The organism is Arthrobacter sp. CAU 1506, from assembly GCF_005047635.1.
Lineage (GTDB): Bacteria > Actinomycetota > Actinomycetes > Actinomycetales > Micrococcaceae > Crystallibacter.
The window spans coordinates 1-22,143 of the sequence record NZ_SUKC01000008.1 but is presented as its reverse complement, the minus strand read 5'-3'; the positions used below and the strand labels follow the sequence as shown (position 1 = coordinate 22,143).

The 22,143-nt window shown below is 67.7% G+C and carries 19 protein-coding genes and 2 riboswitches; of the genes, 10 read left to right on the top strand and 9 right to left on the bottom strand.

What is annotated here, in order from left to right:
- Positions 1–113 precede the first annotated feature (113 nt).
- On the bottom strand, positions 114–1,352 hold the full coding sequence (locus tag E4J89_RS10485; RefSeq protein WP_136786090.1) for an acyl-CoA dehydrogenase family protein: 1,239 nt from the start codon (positions 1,350–1,352) through the stop codon (positions 114–116).
- Positions 1,353–1,428: 76 nt separating this feature from the next.
- A riboswitch (SAM riboswitch) is annotated at positions 1,429–1,543 on the bottom strand.
- Between the two features lie 207 nt (positions 1,544–1,750).
- Between E4J89_RS10485 and E4J89_RS10480 the strand changes: the two genes are divergently transcribed.
- On the top strand, positions 1,751–2,557 hold the full coding sequence (locus E4J89_RS10480; RefSeq protein WP_136786089.1) for a zinc-binding dehydrogenase: 807 nt from the start codon (positions 1,751–1,753) through the stop codon (positions 2,555–2,557).
- 63 nt (positions 2,558–2,620) lie between these two features.
- Here E4J89_RS10480 and E4J89_RS10475 read toward each other — a convergent pair whose 3' ends face one another.
- Entirely contained in the window at positions 2,621–3,037 is a 417-nt protein-coding gene (locus tag E4J89_RS10475) for a CoA-binding protein (protein ID WP_136786088.1), read from the bottom strand.
- Positions 3,038–3,335: 298 nt separating this feature from the next.
- Positions 3,336–4,652 carry an alpha/beta fold hydrolase gene (locus tag E4J89_RS10470; protein ID WP_205754466.1) on the bottom strand — a complete coding sequence of 439 codons (1,317 nt, stop codon included), beginning with the start codon at positions 4,650–4,652 and terminating at the stop codon, positions 3,336–3,338.
- A gap of 119 nt (positions 4,653–4,771) precedes the next feature.
- Here E4J89_RS10470 and E4J89_RS10465 point away from each other — a divergent pair, with 119 nt between their 5' ends.
- Positions 4,772–5,314: a helix-turn-helix domain-containing protein gene (locus E4J89_RS10465; RefSeq protein WP_136786087.1), complete on the top strand. Its 543-nt coding sequence runs from the start codon at positions 4,772–4,774 to the stop codon at positions 5,312–5,314.
- A 181-nt stretch (positions 5,315–5,495) separates the two neighbouring features.
- Here E4J89_RS10465 and E4J89_RS10460 read toward each other — a convergent pair whose 3' ends face one another.
- Positions 5,496–5,864 carry a VOC family protein gene (locus E4J89_RS10460; RefSeq protein WP_136786086.1) on the bottom strand — a complete coding sequence of 123 codons (369 nt, stop codon included), beginning with the start codon at positions 5,862–5,864 and terminating at the stop codon, positions 5,496–5,498.
- Positions 5,865–6,189: 325 nt separating this feature from the next.
- Between E4J89_RS10460 and E4J89_RS10455 the strand changes: the two genes are divergently transcribed.
- From E4J89_RS10455 to E4J89_RS10440, 4 genes are all read left to right on the top strand, one after another.
- Complete coding sequence (locus tag E4J89_RS10455; protein ID WP_136786085.1) at positions 6,190–7,026, top strand: ABC transporter ATP-binding protein; 837 nt, start codon at positions 6,190–6,192, stop codon at positions 7,024–7,026.
- Positions 7,027–7,128: 102 nt separating this feature from the next.
- The gene (locus E4J89_RS10450; protein WP_136786084.1) at positions 7,129–8,172 is read left to right on the top strand and encodes an aliphatic sulfonate ABC transporter substrate-binding protein; all 1,044 of its coding nucleotides are present in this window, start codon (positions 7,129–7,131) and stop codon (positions 8,170–8,172) included.
- On the top strand, positions 8,172–9,107 hold the full coding sequence (locus E4J89_RS10445) for an ABC transporter permease (protein ID WP_240691845.1): 936 nt from the start codon (positions 8,172–8,174) through the stop codon (positions 9,105–9,107). The genes E4J89_RS10450 and E4J89_RS10445 overlap by 1 nt, the downstream gene beginning before the upstream one ends.
- A complete protein-coding gene (locus E4J89_RS10440; protein WP_240691844.1) occupies positions 9,083–11,269 on the top strand; it encodes an acetate--CoA ligase in 2,187 nt (728 codons plus the stop codon). The genes E4J89_RS10445 and E4J89_RS10440 overlap by 25 nt, the downstream gene beginning before the upstream one ends.
- Before the next feature lie 289 nt (positions 11,270–11,558).
- Here E4J89_RS10440 and E4J89_RS10435 read toward each other — a convergent pair whose 3' ends face one another.
- Together E4J89_RS10435 and E4J89_RS10430 are read right to left on the bottom strand one after the other, a co-directional pair.
- The gene (locus E4J89_RS10435) at positions 11,559–11,945 is read right to left on the bottom strand and encodes a hypothetical protein (RefSeq protein WP_136786083.1); all 387 of its coding nucleotides are present in this window, start codon (positions 11,943–11,945) and stop codon (positions 11,559–11,561) included.
- Between the two features lie 514 nt (positions 11,946–12,459).
- Positions 12,460–12,882, bottom strand: a complete 423-nt coding sequence (locus E4J89_RS10430) for a hypothetical protein (protein WP_136786082.1) — start codon at positions 12,880–12,882, stop codon at positions 12,460–12,462.
- Positions 12,883–13,124: 242 nt separating this feature from the next.
- Between E4J89_RS10430 and E4J89_RS10425 the strand changes: the two genes are divergently transcribed.
- The gene (locus E4J89_RS10425) at positions 13,125–14,114 is read left to right on the top strand and encodes a helix-turn-helix domain-containing protein (protein WP_136786081.1); all 990 of its coding nucleotides are present in this window, start codon (positions 13,125–13,127) and stop codon (positions 14,112–14,114) included.
- A 167-nt stretch (positions 14,115–14,281) separates the two neighbouring features.
- Here E4J89_RS10425 and malQ read toward each other — a convergent pair whose 3' ends face one another.
- Positions 14,282–16,567, bottom strand: a complete 2,286-nt coding sequence (malQ, locus tag E4J89_RS19730; protein WP_240691843.1) for a 4-alpha-glucanotransferase — start codon at positions 16,565–16,567, stop codon at positions 14,282–14,284.
- 95 nt (positions 16,568–16,662) lie between these two features.
- Between malQ and E4J89_RS19555 the strand changes: the two genes are divergently transcribed.
- From E4J89_RS19555 to E4J89_RS10405, 3 genes are all read left to right on the top strand, one after another.
- A complete protein-coding gene (locus tag E4J89_RS19555; protein WP_205754465.1) occupies positions 16,663–16,911 on the top strand; it encodes a hypothetical protein in 249 nt (82 codons plus the stop codon).
- Between the two features lie 121 nt (positions 16,912–17,032).
- A riboswitch (SAM riboswitch) is annotated at positions 17,033–17,125 on the top strand.
- A gap of 98 nt (positions 17,126–17,223) precedes the next feature.
- Positions 17,224–18,681, top strand: coding sequence for an O-acetylhomoserine aminocarboxypropyltransferase/cysteine synthase family protein (locus tag E4J89_RS10410; RefSeq protein WP_136786080.1), 1,458 nt, complete (start codon positions 17,224–17,226; stop codon positions 18,679–18,681).
- Entirely contained in the window at positions 18,678–19,175 is a 498-nt protein-coding gene (locus tag E4J89_RS10405) for a CoA-binding protein (protein WP_136786079.1), read from the top strand. Before E4J89_RS10410 ends, E4J89_RS10405 begins: the two co-directional genes overlap by 4 nt.
- Before the next feature lie 287 nt (positions 19,176–19,462).
- On the opposite strand, the gene E4J89_RS10400 is transcribed toward E4J89_RS10405, so the two are convergent.
- Together E4J89_RS10400 and E4J89_RS10395 are read right to left on the bottom strand one after the other, a co-directional pair.
- A complete protein-coding gene (locus tag E4J89_RS10400) occupies positions 19,463–20,269 on the bottom strand; it encodes a carbon-nitrogen hydrolase family protein (RefSeq protein ID WP_136786078.1) in 807 nt (268 codons plus the stop codon).
- A gap of 275 nt (positions 20,270–20,544) precedes the next feature.
- On the bottom strand, positions 20,545–21,936 hold the full coding sequence (locus tag E4J89_RS10395; protein ID WP_136786077.1) for an aminotransferase class V-fold PLP-dependent enzyme: 1,392 nt from the start codon (positions 21,934–21,936) through the stop codon (positions 20,545–20,547).
- Positions 21,937–22,143 lie beyond the last annotated feature (207 nt).

Sequence of the window (22,143 nt, the reverse complement as noted above, 5' to 3'; positions counted from 1 at the left end):
GTGGGGCTGTTGCGCGGATCAGATTCTGCGCGGAAGGGGTCTGTACCGAAGAGGTCTATGCGGCGGGCGCGGCGGAGTGCTGCGGGGCACCGCGGTCGGGCGCCGGGCGCGGATCAGGTGTAGAGCGAGATCGGCTGGACTTCGCCCAGCAGGAAGTTGGCGCCGACCTCGACCTTCTTGTAATCCACCGGGTCGTGCAGCGTGTGGGTACGGACATTGCGCCAGAAGACGTCCAGCCCCACCTCGGTTTTCGCGGAGGAGGAACCTGTGACTTCGAAAATGCGGTTTGCCACGTCCACGCCCACCTCGGTGGAGACCACCTTGAGCCGGGCGATCTCGATCTCGATGGCAGCGCGTGCTTCGGCGGTCAGTTCCCCGCCGACGGCGATGGCTGCGTCGAAGCGTTCGTTGGTCCGGTCCGCGAGCGCTTCCACTGCTGCCACCCGGGACACCAGTTCGCCGTAGACCCGCTGGGTCAGCGGATCCTGGGCATACGTTTCGGCGCTGCTGAGGAACCAAGAGTTCTTCCGCGCCACGGTGATCTGGCGTGCGCGCTCCAACGCACCCTGGGCGATGCCCAGGTAGAGGTTGCCGAACGCCAGCTGGATGTACGGCGTGACCAGGCTGGAGAATGGCTCCTCCCCCACCTCGCCGATGATGTCCGCGGAGGTGACCAGCACGCCGTCGTACTTCACGGAGCCACTCGCGGAGAGGCGCTGGCCCAGCGCGTCCCAGTCCCCGAGGAAGGAGATCCCGGCGCGGTCATGTTCCAGCGCCAGGGCCAGGAACGTGCCCTGGTCGGGGCCGGCCGTGATCGCGGCATTGACCAGGATGGCGTCGCCCACGGACGCGCCGGTGGAGAAGTGCTTGACGCCGTCCAGCCGGTAGCCGTCGCCGTCGGGAACGAGTTCCAGGTTCGGGTCCACCGGGTTGACCGAATCGCCCCAGGACCAGCGGCCCTGCGCGGAGCGGCGGAGCAGGCGTTCCTGGACCTGCGCGTCGCCGTAGAAAACCACGGCGCCAAGGTTGGCGTAGTGGTAGGCCAGAATCTGCGCAATCGACGCGTCGGTGCGGGCCAGGATGCGCACGGCATGCAGCGCGCTCTCCCAGTGGCCGCCCTCGCCGCCCCACTCGCTCGGGATGATCAGGTTGATCAGGCCGGAACTGCGGAGCAACTCCACTTCGGCCTGCGGGTCGGCGTTGCGGCGGTCCCGCTCCAGCACGTCCGCGCTCAGCACGGCGGCCACGCCCTCGGCGATCTGCTGCCAGTGGGCAAGTTCTTCGCGGCTGGCGTGTCCGGTCCACGGGGAACGGCCGGTCTGCTGGTTTTCTTCAATGACGACGGCGGTCATGGCGCCTCCTCGGGCTGGGGCTCCCGCCTGCCTGCGGCGCGCAGCAACCATTACGGTGGACGACGCAGCCTGGAGGGGGCCGTACTTGCCGTGCACTGATCTGTGCGCGGCCGGATCCTCATCTGGGGCACCCCACTACGGAAGAGGGTTGCCGCCCAACCAGCCAGAGCTTGTCGTTGGGACTCTTGATCTTGGGGAAAGTCTGCCGGGCCCGCTCCGGCCCTGTGAAGCATGTGACGGGCCATGACGTACCGCTGCCGAGTGTTACGCAGGCCGTTTATGACGACGGCGGTGTCCCACCTTCCGCCGGATCGGCCGCCGCTGCGCCCGGCGGATCCGGCACCCGGCGCCCGCTTGCATGAATTCCAGACGTCACGACGCTCGACGATCCAGGGTGGATGGCGCTGTTCCAGCACGGGCTGCCCCGCACCATGGGGCATGAGTCCGCCGGGGTGATCAGTGAGGTCGGCGACGGCATGGGCCACTGGAAGGTGGGCGACCGGGTGGGCCTCTCCCCGGTGATGTCGGACGGGGACGCCCTCGGCTATGGCAAGTGGGACGGTGGCTTCGCCGCCAAACTTCGCGCGACCGATGACAACTTGGTGGCCCTGCCCGACGAGGTGCCCTTCGACCTCGGCGCGATGGCGACCGACGCCGGCCGGACCGCCTACCACGCGATCATGGCAGTCGGCGGGGCACGGAAAGGAATGAAAGTCGGCGTCATTGGCCTGGGCGGGCTGGGCTACATCGGCGCGCGCTCAGCGGCGCTGTCCGGTGCAGAAGTTTACGGAGCCGAGGTCAACCCGGAGACGCAAAAGCTGGCCGACGAGATCGGTCTGGCCGGCGTCGCCTCCTCAATAGAGGAATTCAAGGACAAGAACCTGGAACTGATCGTCGATTACGCCGGTTTCGGCACCACCACCTCCGCCGCCATCGAGACCCTCGGCGAATTCGGCACCCTGGTCCAAGTGGGAATGGGGCGGCTCGAATCCACCATCAACACCTACCCGATCATCATCAACCAGCTCACCATCAGGGGCTCAAAATCCGGCACCAAGGAGGACTTGGCGGGCATCTACGAACTGATGAAGACCGGCCAGCTGAACCCGCCGATGAACCACATCTCGCAAGCCGACATCCCGGGCGCCATCGACAAGCTCCGGGCGGGCGGAGTCGTGGGCCGCTTCATCGCGATGTACGAGTGATGCCATACCGGCCCTCAGGCAGCCCGCCGTGGGCAGCAGACCGCTGACGGGCTGGCTGACTGGCTATAGGCCAAAGCGCGGGGCTTCGATAGCCGGGCAGGTATCCATCACGACTTCGAGTCCGGCGGCCTTGGCCCGTTCCGCGGCGGCTTCGTCGACGACGCCCAATTGGAGCCAAACCGCCTTCGCGCCGATTTCGATGGCCTGGTCCACCACCGGGCCGACCTTCTGCGAGTTGACGAAGCAGTCCACCACGTCGATCTGGCCCGGAATGTCCGCAAGCTTTCGGTAGCCGGTCAGGCCGTGGACATCGTCGCCCTGCAGGTTGACCGGGACCACCTCCATGTCCAGCTGGTCCATCAGGTAGCGCGAGATGCGCATGGCGACCCGGTGCGGGTTCGTGGACAGGCCGACGACGGCCCAGCGCGCGGGCGTGCCCAGCAGGCGACTGACGACTTCGGGATCATTCTGGTGTGCCATGGCGCCACCCTACCCATCAGTTCCCTCCACCGGTACCTCAGCCACTGCCGAAGGCCCTCCGCCTAAAAGGACTGTACCGGTAACGCCCATGTCCGCAGGGGCCGTGGGCGTTATCGGTACAGTCGATGGCCTTGTGGGCCGTGAGCCTGCTGGGCCTGCGGCTGGGTGACTGCCGGGCCCGGACGGAGCGGTGGGCCAGACCTCAGCGGGCGGGGTGCTCCTAGGCCTGAGGCCTATCGACCTGCGGGTGCGTTGCCAGCTCCCACCACGGGCTGCCTCGGCCTGCGACTCGTCGTGGCTAGTGGGCCAACTGCTGGGTTCCGGATGACCCGGAAGCCCCGGCATTGGCCTGCTCCGCCACCCAGCTCCCCACCAATTCCAGCAGTTCGGCATCCACCGGCTCGCGGATCTGCCGCTTGTAGTCGGAGAGGGTCGGTGCCTTCGGGTCCCTGCGCAGCAGGTGCGAGAGGTCCTCGATCTTCCGCGTCGTCACCGGGCCCGGCACGGTGGCCGCAATGATGTCCAGGTCCTCCGGGTCAACCTGGACGTCCTTCGCACCGGTGATGGCCAGCACGGGCATTTGCAAGCGCTCCAAGTACGGAATCGGGTCGAAGTCGATGAACTCCCGCTGCCAGAGCGCGTTGATCTTGCGCCCCTGCATCCGCACCACGTCTTCGGTGGTGGTCCGGATCTTCTCCACCGACTTGGCTTGGATGGTGACCAGGTCCTTCCGCAGGACTTTCAGCAGGAGGCGCACGAACACCGGCAGCGAGTCGCCGATCTGCGCCGTCTGCCACCGCCCCGTCTCGAAGCCGGTGTGCGCCGAGGTGGAGAGCAGCACTGTTCCGTCCAGCCGAGTGTCGGGCTCGGCCGCCACGGCAGCTGCGTGGTAGCCGCCTTCGCTGTGGCCCACCAAGAACACCGGCAGGTCGCCGGCCTTCTGGGCGACCATCCAGCGGAGGGCGGCAGCGGCGTCCTCGGTGTTCTGCCGGAAGCCGGCCGCCAGGAAGGTTCCGTCCGAGGCGCCGGTGCCGCGCTTGTCGTAGCGCAGCGAGGCGATGCCGTGGTCGGCGAGCGCGCCCGCCAGGTCGCGGCTGATGCCCAGCGGCATCCTCTTGTGGTCGGCGTCCCGGTCAACGGGGCCGGAACCGGGCAGGATCAGGGCAGCCCCGCGGACCGTCCCCGCCGGCTTGGCCCAGGTCCCGGCCAACTGCACCATCCCGGAGGTGAAGCGGACCTCTTCCTCCGTAAGCTGCTGCCCGGCAGGCAGTCCCGCAGCAGCACGGATCCGCGCAGCAACGTCCTCGGCGTCCGGCAGCGAAACGACAACCCGGGCGTACTTCTGTCCAGACAGGTCGAGCTGGACGGCCGGGGTGCCTTGGCGGGCGACGGCAAGGGTCTTGCCGCGGCCGCGCCACGTACCGATCCTGGTCTTGCCCGGGATCGCCAGACCGGGAGAACGCAGTCCGCGCACGCCGTCGAAGGCATCCGCCAGCACGTCCACCGAGGTCACGGCCGACAGCGGAAACGTCTGATTCCCGATCAGCCCAGCTACCTTCTCCATCCGATCCAGCTCCAGCAGAACCTCGTTGTTCCCTACCCGTATCGCCGCCATTGCGCCTCCCTTCGGATTGTTATTGCTTGTCAGTAAGTCGATTCAGCCCGGCCTCTGCGCCGGACAAGAATCATTATTATCAGTTGTGCGAACAATGTCAACTGTGAGAACATTGGGTCATGTCCCCTTCACCTAGCGCTGACCTGATCCTGCACCCGGTACGGCTGCGCATTGTGCAGTCGCTGCTGGGAGAGCGCGAATTGACTACAGCGGAGATCTCCGCGGAGCTGCCGGACGTCCCTACCGCGACGCTCTACCGGCACATTGGCACGCTGGCCAAGGCCGGGGTGCTGGCGGTGGCCCAGGAACGACCGGTCCGCGGCACCACGGAACGCACCTACCGGTTGGATGCCACCAAGAGTTCGGTGGAGGGTGATGATTTGGCGTCCATGACGGCCGAGGACCACCGGCGAGGCTTCATGGCATTCGCGGCCGGGCTACTGGACGCCTTCGACCAGTACACCGCGCGGGACACTCCGGATCTGGTCCGCGACGGCGCCGGCTACCGGCAGACCGCGCTCTGGATGACGGACGAGGAGCTGGCGGAGTTCACGGCTGCCATCCGGGCGGCCGCGCAGAAGGCAGCGCCCAACGGCCCCGGCGAAGGCCGGCATCGTCGGCTGTTCTCCACGGTCCTGATCCCCGCGGATCCGCCCGCCTGACAGCCACAGCACGACGCCGCTGCACCCTCCCGCACCCGAGGCTCTGCGCCGCGCCGGCACTGCTCGCGCGCTAAGTCTTGCGCCGCGTGACGGGGGCTCCGCACCGCCGTCGTGCTTGGCCGGCGTCCTCCCGTACCCGAGGCCACGCCGTGTGACCGATGGCTCCGCGCCGACGTCGTGCTTAGCCGGCGCCCCAGCAGAAGCAGAATGGGTGGCCGGCGGGGTCGGCGTAGACCTGGAATCCGGAATCCGCCGTGGCGTCGTCCGAGGGTTTGAGCAGCTTGGCCCCGAGCGACGTTGCCTGCTCATGGGCTTCGGCCAGGTCGTCAATGTAGAGGTCCAGATGGATCTGCTGCGGCGCGCCGTCGGGCCATTCCGGCGGGGTATGGCCGGGAGCCAACTGGAAGGCCAGCTTGGGCTCGCCGTCCACGAACACGGTATGCCAGTCGTCGTCCGCCTTGACTGTCCCGTCCAGCAGGCCTGCCCAGAAGCTGCTCTCCGCGTCCAGGTCGGCGGCGTCGAACACAATAATGTGACGGTTGATTTTCATGCGGCCATCCTGCCATCGGGTCAGACCGGCGTCTACGGAATCGCGCCCACCGGCAGCCCCGAACATCGATCTTTGTGCCTCGGTTTGTTACGCCGCATTATTACGGGCCGCTTGCCGCGGGTGCCGGGAGTGCCGTTTAGTTAGTGGTGACCATCCCGAGCGGCCGAGAGACCTGGATCGACGACGCCGCAGCAACCCTGGTCACCGGAAGCCATCCCAGACTGCCGGTGATAACGAGGTGACAAGCCACGGGTACGGCCGGCGGAAGCCGGGCCGCACGGCTTGAACCGTAGGGTGCTACTGCCAGGATCGATGGAGTGATCCCATGACTGCAGTCCTGTCGTCCCGCCACGCGGCTCCCGCTTCCGCTGAACCGTCTGCAGCTTCCGGTTCGGCACTGGCAGTATCTTTCCGCGGCCTGAACCGCACCTTCGGCGCGGGCGCGAACGCCCACACCGTGCTGCGCGACGTGAATTTCGAGGTCCGTCCCGGCGAGGTGCTGGCCATCCTGGGCCCGTCCGGCTGCGGCAAGTCCACCTTGCTGCGTGCCACCGCCGGCCTCGACGCACCCAGCGCCGGCAGCGTGGACATCGACGGCACTCCGGTCCAGGGCATCGATTCCCGCTGCGCCGTCGCGTTCCAGGAACCGCGGCTGCTGCCGTGGCACACCCTGCAGGCCAACGTGGCCATCGGCCTGCCCAAGACCTCCAGCGCCAAGCAGGGCAAATCCAAGGTGGCCCGGCTGCTGGAACTCGTGGGGCTGGACAAGTTCGCCAAGCACCGCCCGCGCGAAGTCTCCGGCGGCATGGCGCAGCGAGCCTCGCTGGCACGCGCCCTGGCCCGCAACCCGGGGGTACTGCTGCTGGACGAACCGTTCGGCGCACTGGACGCGCTGACCCGGATCAAGATGCAGGATCTGCTGCTGGACATCCACGCGGCGGAACCCACCACCGTGCTGCTGGTAACCCACGATGTGGACGAAGCCCTGCAGTTGGCGGACCGGATCATCCTGCTCGGCAAGGAAGAAGGGCGCGAGCACGACGGCGCCACGATTGTGCGCACTGTTGACGTTCCCGGCAGCCGCCCGCGGGACCGCGGTTCTGTGGAGCTGGCCCGAATGCGCCGCTCTCTGCTCGAAAGCCTCGGCGTCGACGGCCATTAGGCCGACCTCTCCACCCTCAAGCATTTCCCGGGCCGCCTGCGCCCAAAACCACCCGTAACCGCGATGCTTCTCCTGCTTCGCGCACCGTTCGAAGGGACCACCATGTCTATTGCCCGCCGTTTCTCCCGCCGCTCGATCCTGGGCGCGGCCGCCGTCGCCGCCACCGCCTCGCTGGCGCTGACCGGCTGCGTTGCCGGTGAAGATTCCGAAGCCACCGCCGCCGAGGGCACCGGCGACGGTGTGCTCAACATCGACTTCGCCACCTACAACCCGCTGAGCCTGATCATCAAGGAAAAGGGCTGGCTGGAGGCCACCTTGGCCGATGACGGCGTCGAGGTGAACTGGCTGCAGTCGGCCGGTTCCAACAAGGCCAACGAGGCGCTGCGCTCCGGCGCCGTCGATGTCGGATCCACCGCCGGTTCCGCGGCGCTGCTGGCCCGTGCCAACGGTTCGCCGATCAAGACCATCAGCCTCTACTCGCAGCCGGAATGGGCCGCGCTGGTCACGCTGCCCGATTCCGATATCGACTCGGTAGAGGACCTCAAGGGCAAGTCGGTGGCTGCCACCAAGGGCACCGACCCCTACTTCTTCCTGCTGCAGTCGCTGGAAGAGGCCGGACTCTCCGCCGACGACGTCACGGTGGAGAACCTGCAGCACGCAGATGGATTGACCGCGCTGAAGCAGGGCTCGGTCGATGCCTGGTCCGGACTGGACCCGATCATGGCCGGTGCCGAAAAGGACGGTGCCGAGCTGTTCTACCGGAACCTGGACTTCAACACCTACGGCTTCCTGAACGCCACCGAGTCGTTCCTGCAGGAAGAGCCGGAGCTCGCGCAGGCCGTGGTGAACGCGTACGAGAAGGCCCGTGTCTGGGCCGCCGAAAACCCGGAGGAAACCGCCCAGATCCTCGCTGACGTCGCCGGCCTGGACCTTGAGGTTGCCACCAAGGTGATAACCGAGCGCAGCAACCTGGACGTGGAAGCGGCTCCGGGCGAAAAGCAGCGCGCCGTACTGGAGAAGGTCGGCCCGGCGTTCGTCGAGACCGGCGATGTGAAGAGCCAGGCCGACATCGACGAAGCCCTGGCCACCCTGCTGGATGACTCGCTGGTGAAGAAGGCCGATGCGTCGGCCATCAAGGAATCCTAATGACTCACCTCGGCAACCCCGGCGCCTCCGGCAACAGCGCTTACGCCACCAGCATGGAAGGTCTCAAAGCCTCCGGCGTCCTCAAGACCGCAACGGCAGACGGACCGGGCCAGGGCGGACCGGCCGTTGGCGGGGCGCCGGAACAGCGGCCCGCCAATGGCCGGTCCGCGGCCGGCGTGCTGGGCAACGGCTGGGCCCGCCTGCTGCTGGGCCTGCTGCTGCCGGCGGCCGTGCTGGCGGCGTGGCAGTGGTGCACCTCGACCGGGTTGTTCAGTTCGGTCCAGCTGCCGGCACCCGGCGCGGTCATCGAGGCCGCGGTTGACCTGGTCCAGCGCGGTGAGTTGGCCCAGCACATGGCCATCTCCACCCAGCGGGTGCTGCTCGGGTTCGCCTTCGGCGCCGCCCTGGGCCTGGTCTTCGGCGCACTGATCGGCCTGTCCAAGGTGGCCGACGTGCTGCTCTCCCCCACCATCGGCGCGCTGCGTGCCGTGCCGTCGCTGGCGTGGGTGCCGCTGCTGATCCTGTGGATGAAGATCGGCGAGGACTCCAAGGTCACGCTGATCCTGATCGGCGCGTTCTTCCCGGTGTTCACCACTGTCTCGCTGGCGCTGCGCCATGTGGACAAGAACCTGGTGGAAGCCGGCCGCGCGTTCGGGCTGAAGGGCGTGAAGCTGCTGACCACCGTGCAACTGCCGGCCGTGGTGCCCGCCGTGTTCTCCGGCCTGCGGCTGGCGCTGGCACAGGCATGGCTGTTCCTGGTGGCGGCGGAACTGATCGCCTCCTCCATGGGTCTGGGCTTCCTGCTCACCGACTCGCAGAACAACGGCCGCACCGACAGGCTGCTGCTGGCCATCGTCCTGTTGGCCATCATCGGCAAAATCACCGACGCGCTCCTGGGAGTTGCGGAGAAATGGGCAGTAAAGAGATGGGCATAGAAGTAGCCGAAACCGCCGCCGGCCGGACCACGGCCGGAGGCACCGCCGTCGTGCTTGAAGAGGGTGTGGCGCCGTACCGCGACCAGGTGACCGCCTGGCCGGAGCCGCAGACCGAGGCCGAGCGGATTGCTTTCTGGGAGCGTGCCGCCAGCCGGCTGCAGTGGGCCGAGCCGTGGCACACCGCGCACTCGGCCACCCCGGTGGACACCGAGGCCCGCCGCGGTCCGGAGCTGCGCTGGTTCGACGGCGGCACGCTGAACGCCGCGGTCAACTGCGCCGACCGGCACGTGGCCGCCGGCCTGGGCGACAAGGTGGCGCTGCACTTCGAGGGCGAGCCCGGCGACCGCCGCACTGTCACCTACCGCGAGCTGCAGGAACTGGTCTCGCAGGCCGCCAACGCGCTGTTGGCCCTGGGTATTGGCAAGGGCGACCGGGTGGTCATCTACCTGCCGGTGCTGGTGGAGACGATCGTCATCACGCTGGCGTGTGCCCGGATTGGCGCGGTGCATTCGCTGGTGTTCGGCGGCTTCTCCGCGGAAGCGCTGAAATTCCGGGTGGAGGACACCCGGGCCAAGCTGCTGGTCACCACCGACGGTCAGTACCGGCGCGGCACCGCGGTTCCGGTCAAGGCCAACGCGGATGAGGCCGTCTCCGGCGAGAACGCGATCGAGCACGTGCTGGTGATCAACCGGACCGGCCACACGGACATCAACTGGGTGGAAGGCCGCGACGTGTGGTGGCACGACGTCGTGGACACCCAGCCGCGGGTGCACGAGGCGCAGGCGTTCGACGCCGAGACGCCGCTGTTCATCATGTACACCTCCGGCACCACCGGCCAGCCCAAGGGCTTGGTCCACACCACCGGTGGGTACCTGACGCAGGCCTCGTTCAGCCACTCGTACCTGTTCAGCAACCCGGACTTGGATGCGCGTGCCGACGATGTGCACTGGTGCACTGCGGACCTGGCCTGGGTCACCGCGCACACCTACGAGATCTACGGGCCGCTGAGCAACGGGGTCACGCAGGTGATCTACGAGGGCGTGCCGAACGCCCCGCACCCCGGCCGGCACTTCGAGGTCATCCAGCGCTACGGTGTGACCAGCTACTACACCGCGCCCACGCTGGTTCGGTCGTTGATGGGCTGGTTCCCGGACGGCATTCCCGCCGAGTACAACCTGGGCTCCATCCGGCTGGCCGGCACCGTGGGCGAGGCGGTGAACCCGGAGGCGTGGCGCTGGCTGCGCAGCCAGGTGGGCCGCGATTCGCTGGTAGCCGGGGACCCGGCGTCGGGCATTCCCATGGTGGACACCTGGTGGCAGTCCGAGACCGGCGCCACCGTGCTCTCGCCGCGGCAGACGGACGAGTCCTTTAAGCCCGGCTGCGCCACCCGCGCGCTGCCGGGGCTGGCCACGGACATTGTGGACGACGGCGGTGCCCGGGTGGGTGCCGACCAGCAGGGCAACATTGTGGTCACCAAGACCGGCCCGTCGATGGCGCGGACCGTGTGGGGCAACCCGGAGCGCTACTTCACGTCCTACTGGGAGAAGTACGCGGCGCAGGGCTGGTTCCTGGCCGGCGACGGCGCCCGGTTCGACGCCGACGGCGACATCTGGATCCTGGGCCGGACCGACGACGTCATCAACATCTCGGGGCACCGGCTGTCCACCATCGAGATCGAGTCCGCGCTGGTCTCGCACCCGGCCGTGGTGGAAGCCGGCGTCTGCCCGACCCACGACGCCAAAACCGGCCACGCGGCGACCGCCTTTGTGGTGCCGCTGGACAAGTCGCTGATCGGGAGTTCGGTGAGGGTTTACGGGGCTGGAGAAGCCGGCGGGGGCGCTGGTGGGGCCGGCGGGGCGGCTGGTGGGGCCGGCGGGGCGGCTGATGGGGCCGGCGGGGCCGCTGGTGAGGCCGCAGGGGCCCCCACCCCTGAGCAGGCCGCCGCCATCAAGGCTTTGCGCGACCACGTGGCCACGCAGATCGGCCCGATCGCCAAGCCGCGCGACGTGGTCTTTGTGCCCGACGTTCCCAAGACCCGGTCCGGCAAGATCATGCGTCGGCTGCTCACCCAGTTGTTCGAGGGGACGACGCTGGGCGACACCACATCGCTGCAGAACGAGCCGTGCATCGCGGAGATCCAGGCCATCTGCCAGGCACGCTAACGCCGGGTTCCGGGGCCTGGGGAGCCGGAGTACCGAGCGGCAGGCCCCGCTTGCGCCCGCGCCCCCGCCCCGGCTCCAGCCACCATCCGCTCCATCGCGGCCGGCCAAAACTTCGACGTTCTGGCCGGCCCGCTTGCGCCCGCGCCCCCGGCCCTCGCCGCCAGCCACCCTCCATTCGCTCCCATGTCTTAGCGGAGGCTCAAAGCGTTTCCCCTAGTCAAAGCTGTGTAAACGTTTTAAAACGTGGGCAGTTACTCCTATACATGGGAGCGAACCATTTGAACCCTGCTCAGGCCGACCGACGCAACATGGTCTGAACCTCAGCGACAACGCGTTCCGGCGTGAAAACCAAGTCTTCGTAAACGTATCTCAACGTGGGCAGTCCGCTCAGCATGCCGGCGTTGTTCCGCCTCCGGTCCTTGAGGAACGTTGCCCGATCCCAGTGGAAGTCGAATCCATCCAGCTCAATAATGAGGCGGCCTTCCACAACCATGTCCACGCGTCCGACTCCCCGGATCTGCACCTGGGTTTCCACGTGGAGTCCGGCAGCGCGGAAGAGGGCCCGGGCAATGACCTCCAGGGGCGAGTCTGAGTCATGTCCTACGCTGTGGACAACCTGCCGCCGCAAGCTATTTCGTGTTCCCGGCAGGTGCTCCACAAGCTGTGCTTTCGACACTCGTCCGAAGCGTACGGCCGACTCGGCGATGACCAGGGCTTCCAGTCGTGGACGGCAACGGATGGCGTGCAGCACACAATCCAAAATCCCGACGTAACCCCACCTGCCTGTGGTCACCAGAGGGCCCCGGTGCTTGACGGCGTCAAGCTGCCGGCCGTGAGCCGTCCACAGATGCAGTTGGTTAGGGGCCTGCATGGTCCAAAGCCCGAGTTCTCGAGCCGCCGAGACACATGTAATGAGCCCTCCCGCTGTCATTGCGATGCGGAGATTTGGATCCGCATCGGCTGTGCCTACCAGCCCCCGCTGAAGGGACGTTACGGTACCGGAGGAGATAGCCGCCTTGAGCGCGTCTGGTCCGATGCCTGCCCTCCGCAGATCCTTGACGGAGGCCGTACCTCCTTTATGCGCCACATAGTCGGCGATCATTTCTGGAGTCTGCATGACACCGAGGATGCCTGCGCCCTGCACCCGTCACCACTGTTGGCGCTGAATTGTGGATATCTGCACCCAGTAGTTAGTAGCGGCCGCCGAAGAGGTGGATCTGCGTCCGGACTTTGTCCCTGTGTTCCTCGATCAGGGCGTCTTTCACGGCCCCGGCGTGCCAGGACGAACGGAGCCAACGCGCCGCTGCCGCTAGACGATCGAAGGTTGAGGCGGCTGCGGGCCAATTCCCGTTGACGCCCCCGGCATTGGCAGGCGCCTGTTCCGGCGACAGGGGCGCGCGCATGCCAACGGGGACCGGCGAGACGCTGGCAGTGGCCGGGCGTGCGCTTACCAGGACCGGCGGGACACCGGCGAAGGCCGAAGATTCGTTTACCGGGGCCGGGCTGAATGACGCTCCGGCTAGGGACTCGGAGCGGTATGCGCGGTCATCAGCGACAGCTGCACGGTGATCGGCGTCAACGCTGCGGTGCGGGGTACGAGTTGTAGTAGTCATAGGTTCAGATTCCGCGAAGTCTCGGGAAAGGGCCACGATTCGGCGGAACCCGAATCGGGAATAATTCAGGACAGTCACGGATTCCGTAGCGCTAACTCGAAGCGCTAGACGGTAGGCCCATCGGGTCAGCGAAAGCCCGAGCGCCCCTAGCGTGGACAGCGGTGAAAGTGCCGCCAACACGGCCACGATTCGGTCCACCCCGAATCCTCGACCGGCGCACCCGGCGACCTTACGCTGTTCCCATGCACATCACGCTCAGCAGCGAGGACCTGACGAAGGTCCGGTTCGAGGCGGCGCCGCTGGGCGAAACAGTCGCCAGCCTGCGCGCGCTCCAGGTCGGCACGCCCATCCACCGTCCATGGATCGAGGTCACCAAACGGCGCATCGCCGAATCGCCCGATCCGCACGCCCGCGATCACCTTCGCCTACTCACCGCGCTGGTTCCGCCGAAGGGCTTCCTGGCAGACTCCATCACGCCTACCCCGAAGTACCAAGGCACGTTCGCTGAGGGCCTTGCCGCCGTCGCCGATGTACCTCCGGAGGTGTGGCAGCGCGACGTCACCCACCTACTGAGCCAGAACCCTGCCGACTATGCCCGTGAGGAACTGCAGCGGCTCGCGGAGGACATCGAAACCGGAATCCCGCGCATCACCGCCGCCCTCGAATGGTACTGGAGCACCGCCATCGAACCCGTGTGGCCACGTCTGCGCTCCCTGTTGCTGGCCGACATCGACAGCCGCTTGGCGCAGCTCGCCCGCGACGGCATCCTTGAGGTGTTCAAGTCACTGCACCCCAGCGTGCGCCCCACGCCCACCGGCCTGGAGATCATGCGCGGCTGCGAGGCCGACGACATGCCCGAACCCGGCGGCGGACTGCTGCTGGTGCCCAACGCGTTCGTCTGGCCCAACACGTTGGTGCTCAACGTCAGGCCGTTCGTGCCCACGCTGACCTATGCACCGCGCGGGGTCGGCCGGCTATGGGAGGCCAGCCGAGAGGCCACGCACAGCCCGGTGGCTCGGCTACTCGGCAAGACCCGGGCGCAAATCCTTGCGCAACTCGACGTACCAATGACGACGACGCAGCTCGCCCGCTGCTTGGACCTCGCCGCCGGGACGGTCAACGAGCATCTGAAGGTGATGTCCGAGAGCGGCCTGGCTGCCACGATGCGCTCCGGCCGCGAGGTGTTCTACCGGCGGGCCGAAACCGGCGAGGCTCTCCTGGCGCGGCTGTAAAGACGCACGCCGGCTCTGGGACCGCGGAGCTTCGGGAGCAGCGGGCCACGGCGTAGCAATAAGCGCGGCACCGCTGGGCTTGCCCGGGTCCGGCGGGGCGGAACAGGAAACCCCGGGTTCCGGCAACGGAACCGAACCCCGGGTCCGCGCGTGGTTGGGGCGAACGTCTAGCCGTCCCGCAGCGCGCGGACCAGCGAGTCCAACCTTTCGTTGCCGGCCAGATCCTCGAGCAGGACTGCTTCCCCGTCCGGGCCGGCCAGCGGGATCCGCCAGTTGGGGTACTCGTCCGCGGTGCCCGGCTGGTTCTGGGTCCGCCGCTCCCCCACCACGTCGGTCAGGGCAACCCCCAGCAACACCGAGGGGGTCTGCGCGATGAACGCGTGCAGCGCCTCGATGGTGCGCTGCTCGCCGGAGGCACCCGCGCCGCCCGAAGAGCCGCCGCCGCCCGAGGTGTCCGCGTCGCCGAATGCGTCGGCGTCGTCCGTGGTGCCTGCCCCACCGGAGGTGCCCGCGCCGTCGTCGTGCTGTGCAGCAGCCGGAACCCGCGAGCGCACCAGGGCCAGCACGGACTCCTGGGCCACCCTGTCCAAGGCCCGTTCCTCCTCCACTGGCCGGTTGAGCAGGCCCAGCGACTCGCGCAGGTCCACGTGCTCGCCGGCAAGGTAGCCGGCGGTGGGCGGCAGGTCGTGGGTAGTGACGCTGGTGAGGCAGGAGCGGCGGTAACTCTCCGGCGGGCGGGGGCTCGCGCCGTCGTACTCAAACCACAAGATGGAGGTGCCGAGGACGCCGCGCTCCGCCAGGTAGTCCTGCACCCCCGGCTCGAAGACCCCGAGGTCCTCGCCGATCACCACAACGCCCGCCCGCTCGGCTTCGAGGGCGAGGATGCCGATCAGGGCTTCATGGTCGTAGTAGACATAGGCGCCTTCTCCGGGGGTGCCGCCGACGGGGATCCACCACAGCCGGAACAGCCCGAGGATGTGGTCCACGCGGATGCCGCCGGCATGTCGCAGGATGGTCCGCAGCATGTCCCGGTAGGCGGCGTAGCCGGACTCGGCGAGGCGACCGGGATGCCACGGAGGCTGCGACCAGTTCTGGCCCTGCTGGTTGAACATGTCCGGCGGCGCGCCCACCGAGATGCCGGCGGCCAGCACCTCCTGCAAAACCCAGGCATCGGCCCCGGCCGGGTGCACGCCCACCGCGAGGTCATGCACGATCCCGATGTTCATGCCCGCGTCGAGGGCGCGGCGCTGGGCGGCCTCAAGCTGCTGGTCGCACAGCCATTGCAGCCACTGGTGGAACTCGATCCGGTCCTTCAGCGCGCTGCGCTGCGACTCGATGAACTCCGGATCAGACCATTCGACAGCGCCGGGCGGAAGGGCTTCGGCGAGGGCACACCACAGGGCAAAGCGCTCCAGCCCCTCGCCTTCGTGCGCCACGAAGGCCTCGAACTGCTGCTGCCGTTCCGCGGACCGGGGTACCGCGAAGACCGCTTCCAGAGCCTGCAGTTTGGCCGCAAACACCGAATCGCGGTCCAGGATGCCGGCGTCCAGGTTCGCCCTGTGGAAAGTGTTGTCCAGCGGGATATCCCGAGCTTCCGGCACGTCCTCGACCCGCAGGTAAATCGGATTGACGAAGCGACGCGTTGTCGGCAGGTAGGGCGAGGGCTCCACCGGCGGCTTGGGCTGCGCCGCGTGCAGCGGGTTGATCAGAACGAAGCCCGCGCCTTTGGCGGCAGCCGTTTCGGCCAACACGGCCAGGTCGTCAAGATCACCAATGCCCCAGGACGACCGGGAGCGGACGGAATACAGCTGCGCCATCAGGCCCCAGCTGCGGTCAAGCCGGTCGGCGGTGCTCAGCCGTTGCGGGGTAACCACCAGCGCACACTCCGCCTGGCTGCCGGACGTCGCCGCGGACTGGGCGGTTCCGGGTTCGGTCGCGGTTCCGGAGTCGGTGCGGGCTCGGGTTCCGGTCCCGGCCTCCGTACCGGCTTCGGTTCCGGTCCCGGCCTCGGTTCCGGTCCCGGCCTCGGTCACCTCGAGCCTGTGCCAACCCAGCGGGAGGTCGGCCGGTATCAGCGCGGCCAGCCGGTCCCGCGGAACGCCCGCCGCCTCGTGCGGCCCGCCGACCACCACCTCGACGTCGCGCCGCGACCCGTCCTCCAACAGGATCCGCACCCGAGGCCGAGCCCCCGGGCTCACATTGACTGGGACCTCAATGGCGTCACCTTGGCGGACGACGACGGCGGGCGGCAAAGTTCGCTGCAACGGCGCGAGTTCTGCGGCCCGGAGAGAGACGGTGACATCGTCGTCGGTCTTGCAGGGGACATCCAGCGCGGTCAGGACAGCAACCAGGGTTTCCGGGCTGACCGCTTTCTCTGCGCCGTCCCAGCCGCGGAAGGTAATGCCGACGCCGTGTTCCTGTGCGAGGCGCTGCAGCGCCGTGAGCTCAGCCATGGACCCAATCTACGGGTGGCGTGGGATGCGTGCACCCCGGGTGGGCGGTTGGGCAGCAGCTGGCACGAGGTCTCCACGCGCTCGCTGGAACTCGCTTGGTCGACCACCGGATCGACGGCTGGGCAGCAGATGGCACTTGGGTCTCCACGCGCTCGCTGGGGCTCGCTTGGTCGACCACCGGGTGGCTGGGGCCCGCTTGGTCGACCACCGGAACGCGCTCGCTGGGGCTCGCTTGGTCGACCACCGGGTGGCTGGGGCCCGCTTGGTCGACCACCGGACGTCTGGGGCTCAACGGTCTCCACGCGCTCGCTGGCGCGCGCTTGGTCGACCACCGGACGCCCTAGCCGAGCAGCACCTGACGCGGGGCGCCCAGGACGAGCACCGCCGTCGTACTGGGATTTCAAGGCTGTACGCAACGCGGCTCAATAATTTTGGCGGCGGCGGCCGAAGTTGCGAGAATGGTCGGGACCATCCCGAGCGGTTGAGAGATCTGGCTCTTTGACACCGCAGCAACCATCCGGCCTCCCGGAAAGGTGCTACCGCCAGAAGCGATGGAGAGAGCGCAAGCAATCTTTGATCCGGATGGCGCTGCCGTATTGGACCGCGCCGCCAGGACCGTCATTGCCTCGGGAACCTAAGTTTGAAGGAGCTGCCTGATGGCTGAACGCACATTCGGTTTCCGCACCCGTGCCCTGCACGCCGGCGGCACGCCCGACGCCGAGCACGGCGCGCGGGCGGTACCGATCTACCAGAGCACGTCGTTCGTGTTCAAGGACACCGACGACGCCGCGAACCTCTTCGCGCTGCAGAAGTACGGCAACATCTACTCGCGCATCGGCAACCCGACCGTGGCCGCGTTCGAGGAGCGCATTGCCTCGCTCGAGGGCGGCATTGGCGCGGTGGCCACGTCCTCGGGCATGGCTGCCGAGTTCATCACCTTCGCGGCGTTGGCCGGCGCGGGCGACCACATCGTGGCCTCGTCCAAGCTCTACGGCGGCACCATCACTCAGTTGGACGTGACGCTGCGCCGGTTCGGCGTGGAGACCACGTTCGTCGACTCCACCGACCCGGCAGACTTCGCCGCGGCCATCGGCGAGAACACCAAGGCCGTCTACACCGAGATCGTGGCGAACCCCTCCGGCGACATCGCCGACCTGGCGGGTTTGGCCGCGGTGGCGCACGACGCCGGCATCCCCCTGGTGGTGGACGCCACCTTGAGCACGCCCTACCTGATCCGGCCGATCGAGTACGGCGCGGACATTGTGATCCACTCCGCCACCAAGTTCCTCGGCGGGCACGGCACCACGCTGGGCGGCGTAGTCGTCGAATCCGGCCGCTTCAACTGGGGCAACGGCAAGTTCCCGCAGATGACCGAACCGGTGGCCAGCTACGGCAACGTGTCCTGGTGGGGCAACTTCGGCGAGTACGGCTTCCTGACCAAGCTCCGCTCCGAGCAGCTGCGCGACATCGGGCCGTCGCTGTCCGCGCAGTCCGCGTTCCAGTTGCTGCAGGGCGTGGAAACGCTGGCACAGCGGATGGACGAGCACCTGGCCAACGCCCGCAAGGTGGCCGAGTGGCTGGAAGCCGACGAGCGGGTCTCGTGGGTCAGCTACGCCGGCCTGCCTGCACACCCGCACTATGAGCGCGGCCAGAAGTACCTGCCCAAGGGCGTGGGTTCCGTCTTCAGTTTCGGCGTCAAGGGCGGCCGCGTGGCCGGTCAGAAGTTCATCGAGTCGCTGCAGCTGGCCAGCCACTTGGCCAACATCGGCGACGCCCGTACCCTGGTGCTGCACCCGGGATCGACTACGCACCAGCAGCTCACCGCCGACCAGCTGGTGGCCGCCGGGGTGCCCGAGGACCTGATCCGCATCTCCGTGGGCCTGGAGGACGTGGACGATATCCTCTGGGACCTGGACCAAGCCCTGGCTCTCGCCACCGAAGCGACCGCAAGCCCGGTGGTCGACCAAGCGAGCGCCAGCGCGGAGACCAGCGCGGAGACCGGTGAGTTCGACGCCTCCGCGTTCGCTGCCCCGGAGTACGACGGCGCCGCGTGCGCCCTTCCGTCGGCCCGCCCCGGTGCCGGCGAAACCGTTGAGACAGGAGCCGCCAAATGACCGCGACAGCAGAACGCAGCTGGGTGGGACCGTCAGCCCCGGAACGACTGAACATCCTGCGCAACACCAAGTCGATCGCCATTGTCGGTGCCTCGGACAAACCCAGCCGGGCCAGCTACTTCGTGGCCACATACCTGCTGTCCAGCTCGCCGTACAAGGTCTACTTTGTGAACCCGGTGGCAAAGGAGATCCTCGGCCAGCCGGTGTACAAGTCGCTGGCCGACCTGCCCGAGGTCCCGGACCTGGTGGACGTGTTCCGCAAGCACGACGACCTGCCCACGGTTCTGGACGAGACACTGGCCGTCGGCGCCAAGACCATCTGGCTGCAGCTGGGCTCCTGGCACGAGGAGGTTGCGGCCAAGGCCGAGGCCGCCGGCCTGAACGTGGTGATGGACCGCTGCGTGAAGATTGAGCACGCCCGCTTCCACGGCGGCCTGCATCTGGCCGGTTTCGACACCGGCGTGATCTCCTCGAAGCGCCAGCTGACCGCCTAGAAGGGACTCGGCAGGGCCTCGCATCCCAGCCAGCGTCCGCTGAAATCGATAGTGCCCGGTCCTCTTCGGAGGGCCGGGCACTGCCTGTTCATCCCTTGCGCCGCATTAGGGGCGGACCAAGGACACCGGCGCTGGAATTCAGGTGGAAATCAGAAGCCGCGCCACAACTTGTTGGGGGGGGTAAAGCTGTGGCGCGGCTTCCTCATATATGTAATCGCCGCGGGCTATGGAAAAGTTACGGCTCCGCTGAAAATCTTTTTCGGCAGGTTCCGCGGCCCGCGCAACAGTCAGTGCGCCGGGACGATCTCCACCGTGCTGGCGAGCCGGCGGTTCTTGAGCACCGGCAGGAACTCGCGTACTTCGTCGATCCGGCGCCGGGTCACATCTACGGTGACTACGCCGCGCGGTTCGTCGTCCAGGTAGGCCACCGGGATCCCCATCGGGTCCAGGATCGCCGAATGTCCCACGGTGTTGGTGCTCGAGGTTCCGGCCGCAGCCACCCAGCAGGTGTTCTCGATGGCGCGGGCACGCAGCAGAGTTTCCCAATGCTCGATCTTGTGGTCGCCCTTGAACCAGGCGGCCGGCACGCTCAGTAGGTCCGCCCCCTGCGAGGCCAACGCTCGCGCCAGTTCGGGGAAGCGCAGGTCGTAGCAGGTGAGCACCCCGATGTTCAGCTCCCCCAACTGCACGATCTTCAGGCCGCCGTCGCCAGGCTTGATCCGCTTGGACTCCTGGTAGGAGAAGGCGTCATAGAGGTGTAGCTTGCGGTAGGTGTCCACGATCTTGCCGGAGGAGTCGACAATCACCAGCGTGTTGTAGGGCCGCTCCTCGCCGCTGGATTCATAGCCGCCGGCGATGATCGCGATCCCGACCTCGGCGGCGATAAAGGACAGCTGCTGCACGAACGTGGTCCAGTTGGCGTCCACGGCAGCGGCCAGATCGCCCTGCACGTGCCGCACGGTGAACATCGACTCTTCGGGCAAGATGATGAGTTCCGCGCCGTCGGCTTTGCCCTCTTCCGCAAGCGAGCGCACCGTGGCGAGGTTCTCCGTCATGTCCCCGCTGGGGTTGAGCTGTCCGACGCTGATCTTCATGATGCGCTCCCGTCTTGCTGGCGGCGTGTTTCCTTCCAGCCTACCTAAGGTGAACTCCGTCGGCGCAGGTGGGAACGTTGCATTCAGGGTACGACGACGGTGGGCTTGGTCGGGTGCAGCGGCAATCTCAGGGTTGCGCTCGGTACGACCGTGGTGGGTCGGGTCAGGTGCAGCGGCCACCTGAGGGGTTCCCTCGGGCACGACGTCGGCGGGTCGGGTCGAGTGCGGCGACGACGGCGCTGGGCCGTTCTTACCGGTCCGCTTACCGGTCCGCGTCACCGGGCGCAGCGCAGGATGGCCTCCACGCTTCGGTCGGCGTCCTCTTCGGTGGTGGACCAGTTGCAGACGCTGATCCGCATCGCTGCCATCCCATGCCATGTAGTGCCGGACAGCCAGAGGGTCCCGTCTTCCTGTACCCGGTGGACTACTTCACGGGTGAACTCGTCCGGGTCGGAGCCGTCTTCCGGCGTGAACCGGACGAGTACCTGGTTCAGCACCACGTCGTTGAGGATTTGGACACCGGCGGCTCCGGCCAGTTGTCCGGCCATTCGCGCGGCGAGCGTGCAGCAGCGCCCCACCAGGTCAGAGACGCCCGCCCGGCCCAGCGTCCGCAGTGCTGCGTAGGCCGGGAACCCGCGGGCGCGCCGGGAGAACTCCGGCACCCAGGCCACCTCGTCACGCTCCTGCCCGTACTCCAGGTAGGCCGCGTGCGGCGGAGACATGGTGCGCTGATGGACATCGGAGTCGCGGACGATAGCGATGCCGGAGTCGTACGGGACGTTGAGCCACTTGTGCGCGTCAGTGGCCCAGGAATCCGCCAGTTCCACGCCGTCCAACAGGTGCCGGAGCCCGGGGTTGGCGGCAGCCCACAGACCAAAGGCGCCGTCCACGTGCACCCAGGCGCCCTCCCGCCGTCGTACGCGTTCCACCGCCGAGGCGAAGGGATCGAAGGAACCGGTGTTCACGTTGCCGGCCTGCAGGTTCACGATCAACGGCATACTTTCAGGTATCCGTTCCAGCACGGCATCCAGGGACTCCAGCGTGATCCGGCCCTGCTCGTCCGTGTCCACCAGATGAATGCGGCGGCGCCCCAGCCCCAAGTACTGCAGCGCGGACAGCACCGTGCTGTGGGCTTCTTCTCCGAGAACGACGGCGATCTCCGGTGCGCCGAAGAGCCCGTCGCTGACGACGTCCCATCCGGCACGTTCCAGGACAGCCGTCCGGGCCGCAGCCAGACAGGTGAAGTGGGCCATCTGGCAGCCGGTGACCAGTCCGTAGCCGCAGTCCGGAGGCAGGCCGAACAAATCCAGCAGCCACTCACCCACGGCCTCCTCCACCACCGAGGCGGCCGGGCCGGCCACATACAGTCCGGCGTTCTGGTCCCAGGTGGAGGTCAACCAGTCCGCGGCAAGGGCGGCCGGCTGGGCACCGCCGATCACGAAACCGAAGTAGCGCGGGCCGGCCATCGCCACGGCAGCCCTCCCGCCGACATCCGCCAGGTGCTCGATAACCTTCCGCGGGTCCTCGCCGTGCTGCGGCAGTTCGCCCACCAGCTCCCGGCGCAAGCCGGTGACGTCCATTCCCGTTTTCACCGGGCGGTCGGGCAGTGACCGCAGATAGTCGGCAGCAAGCTCGGCCGTGCGGCGCAGCAGTTCGTCGTCCCACATGTCGTGCATGCTACGCCCGCGGGTCTTGGTTGGGACAGGGCAGGCGGTGGTTTGGTGGAATTAATGCGTGGCGGTTGGGTGGTGTTAACGGGGGAAGGCCCCGCCGTCGTTGGCGGGGCCTTCCCTGTGTAAAGAATGTCCGGCGGTGACCTACTCTCCCACACCCTCCCGAGTGCAGTACCATCGGCGCTGTGGGCCTTAGCTTCC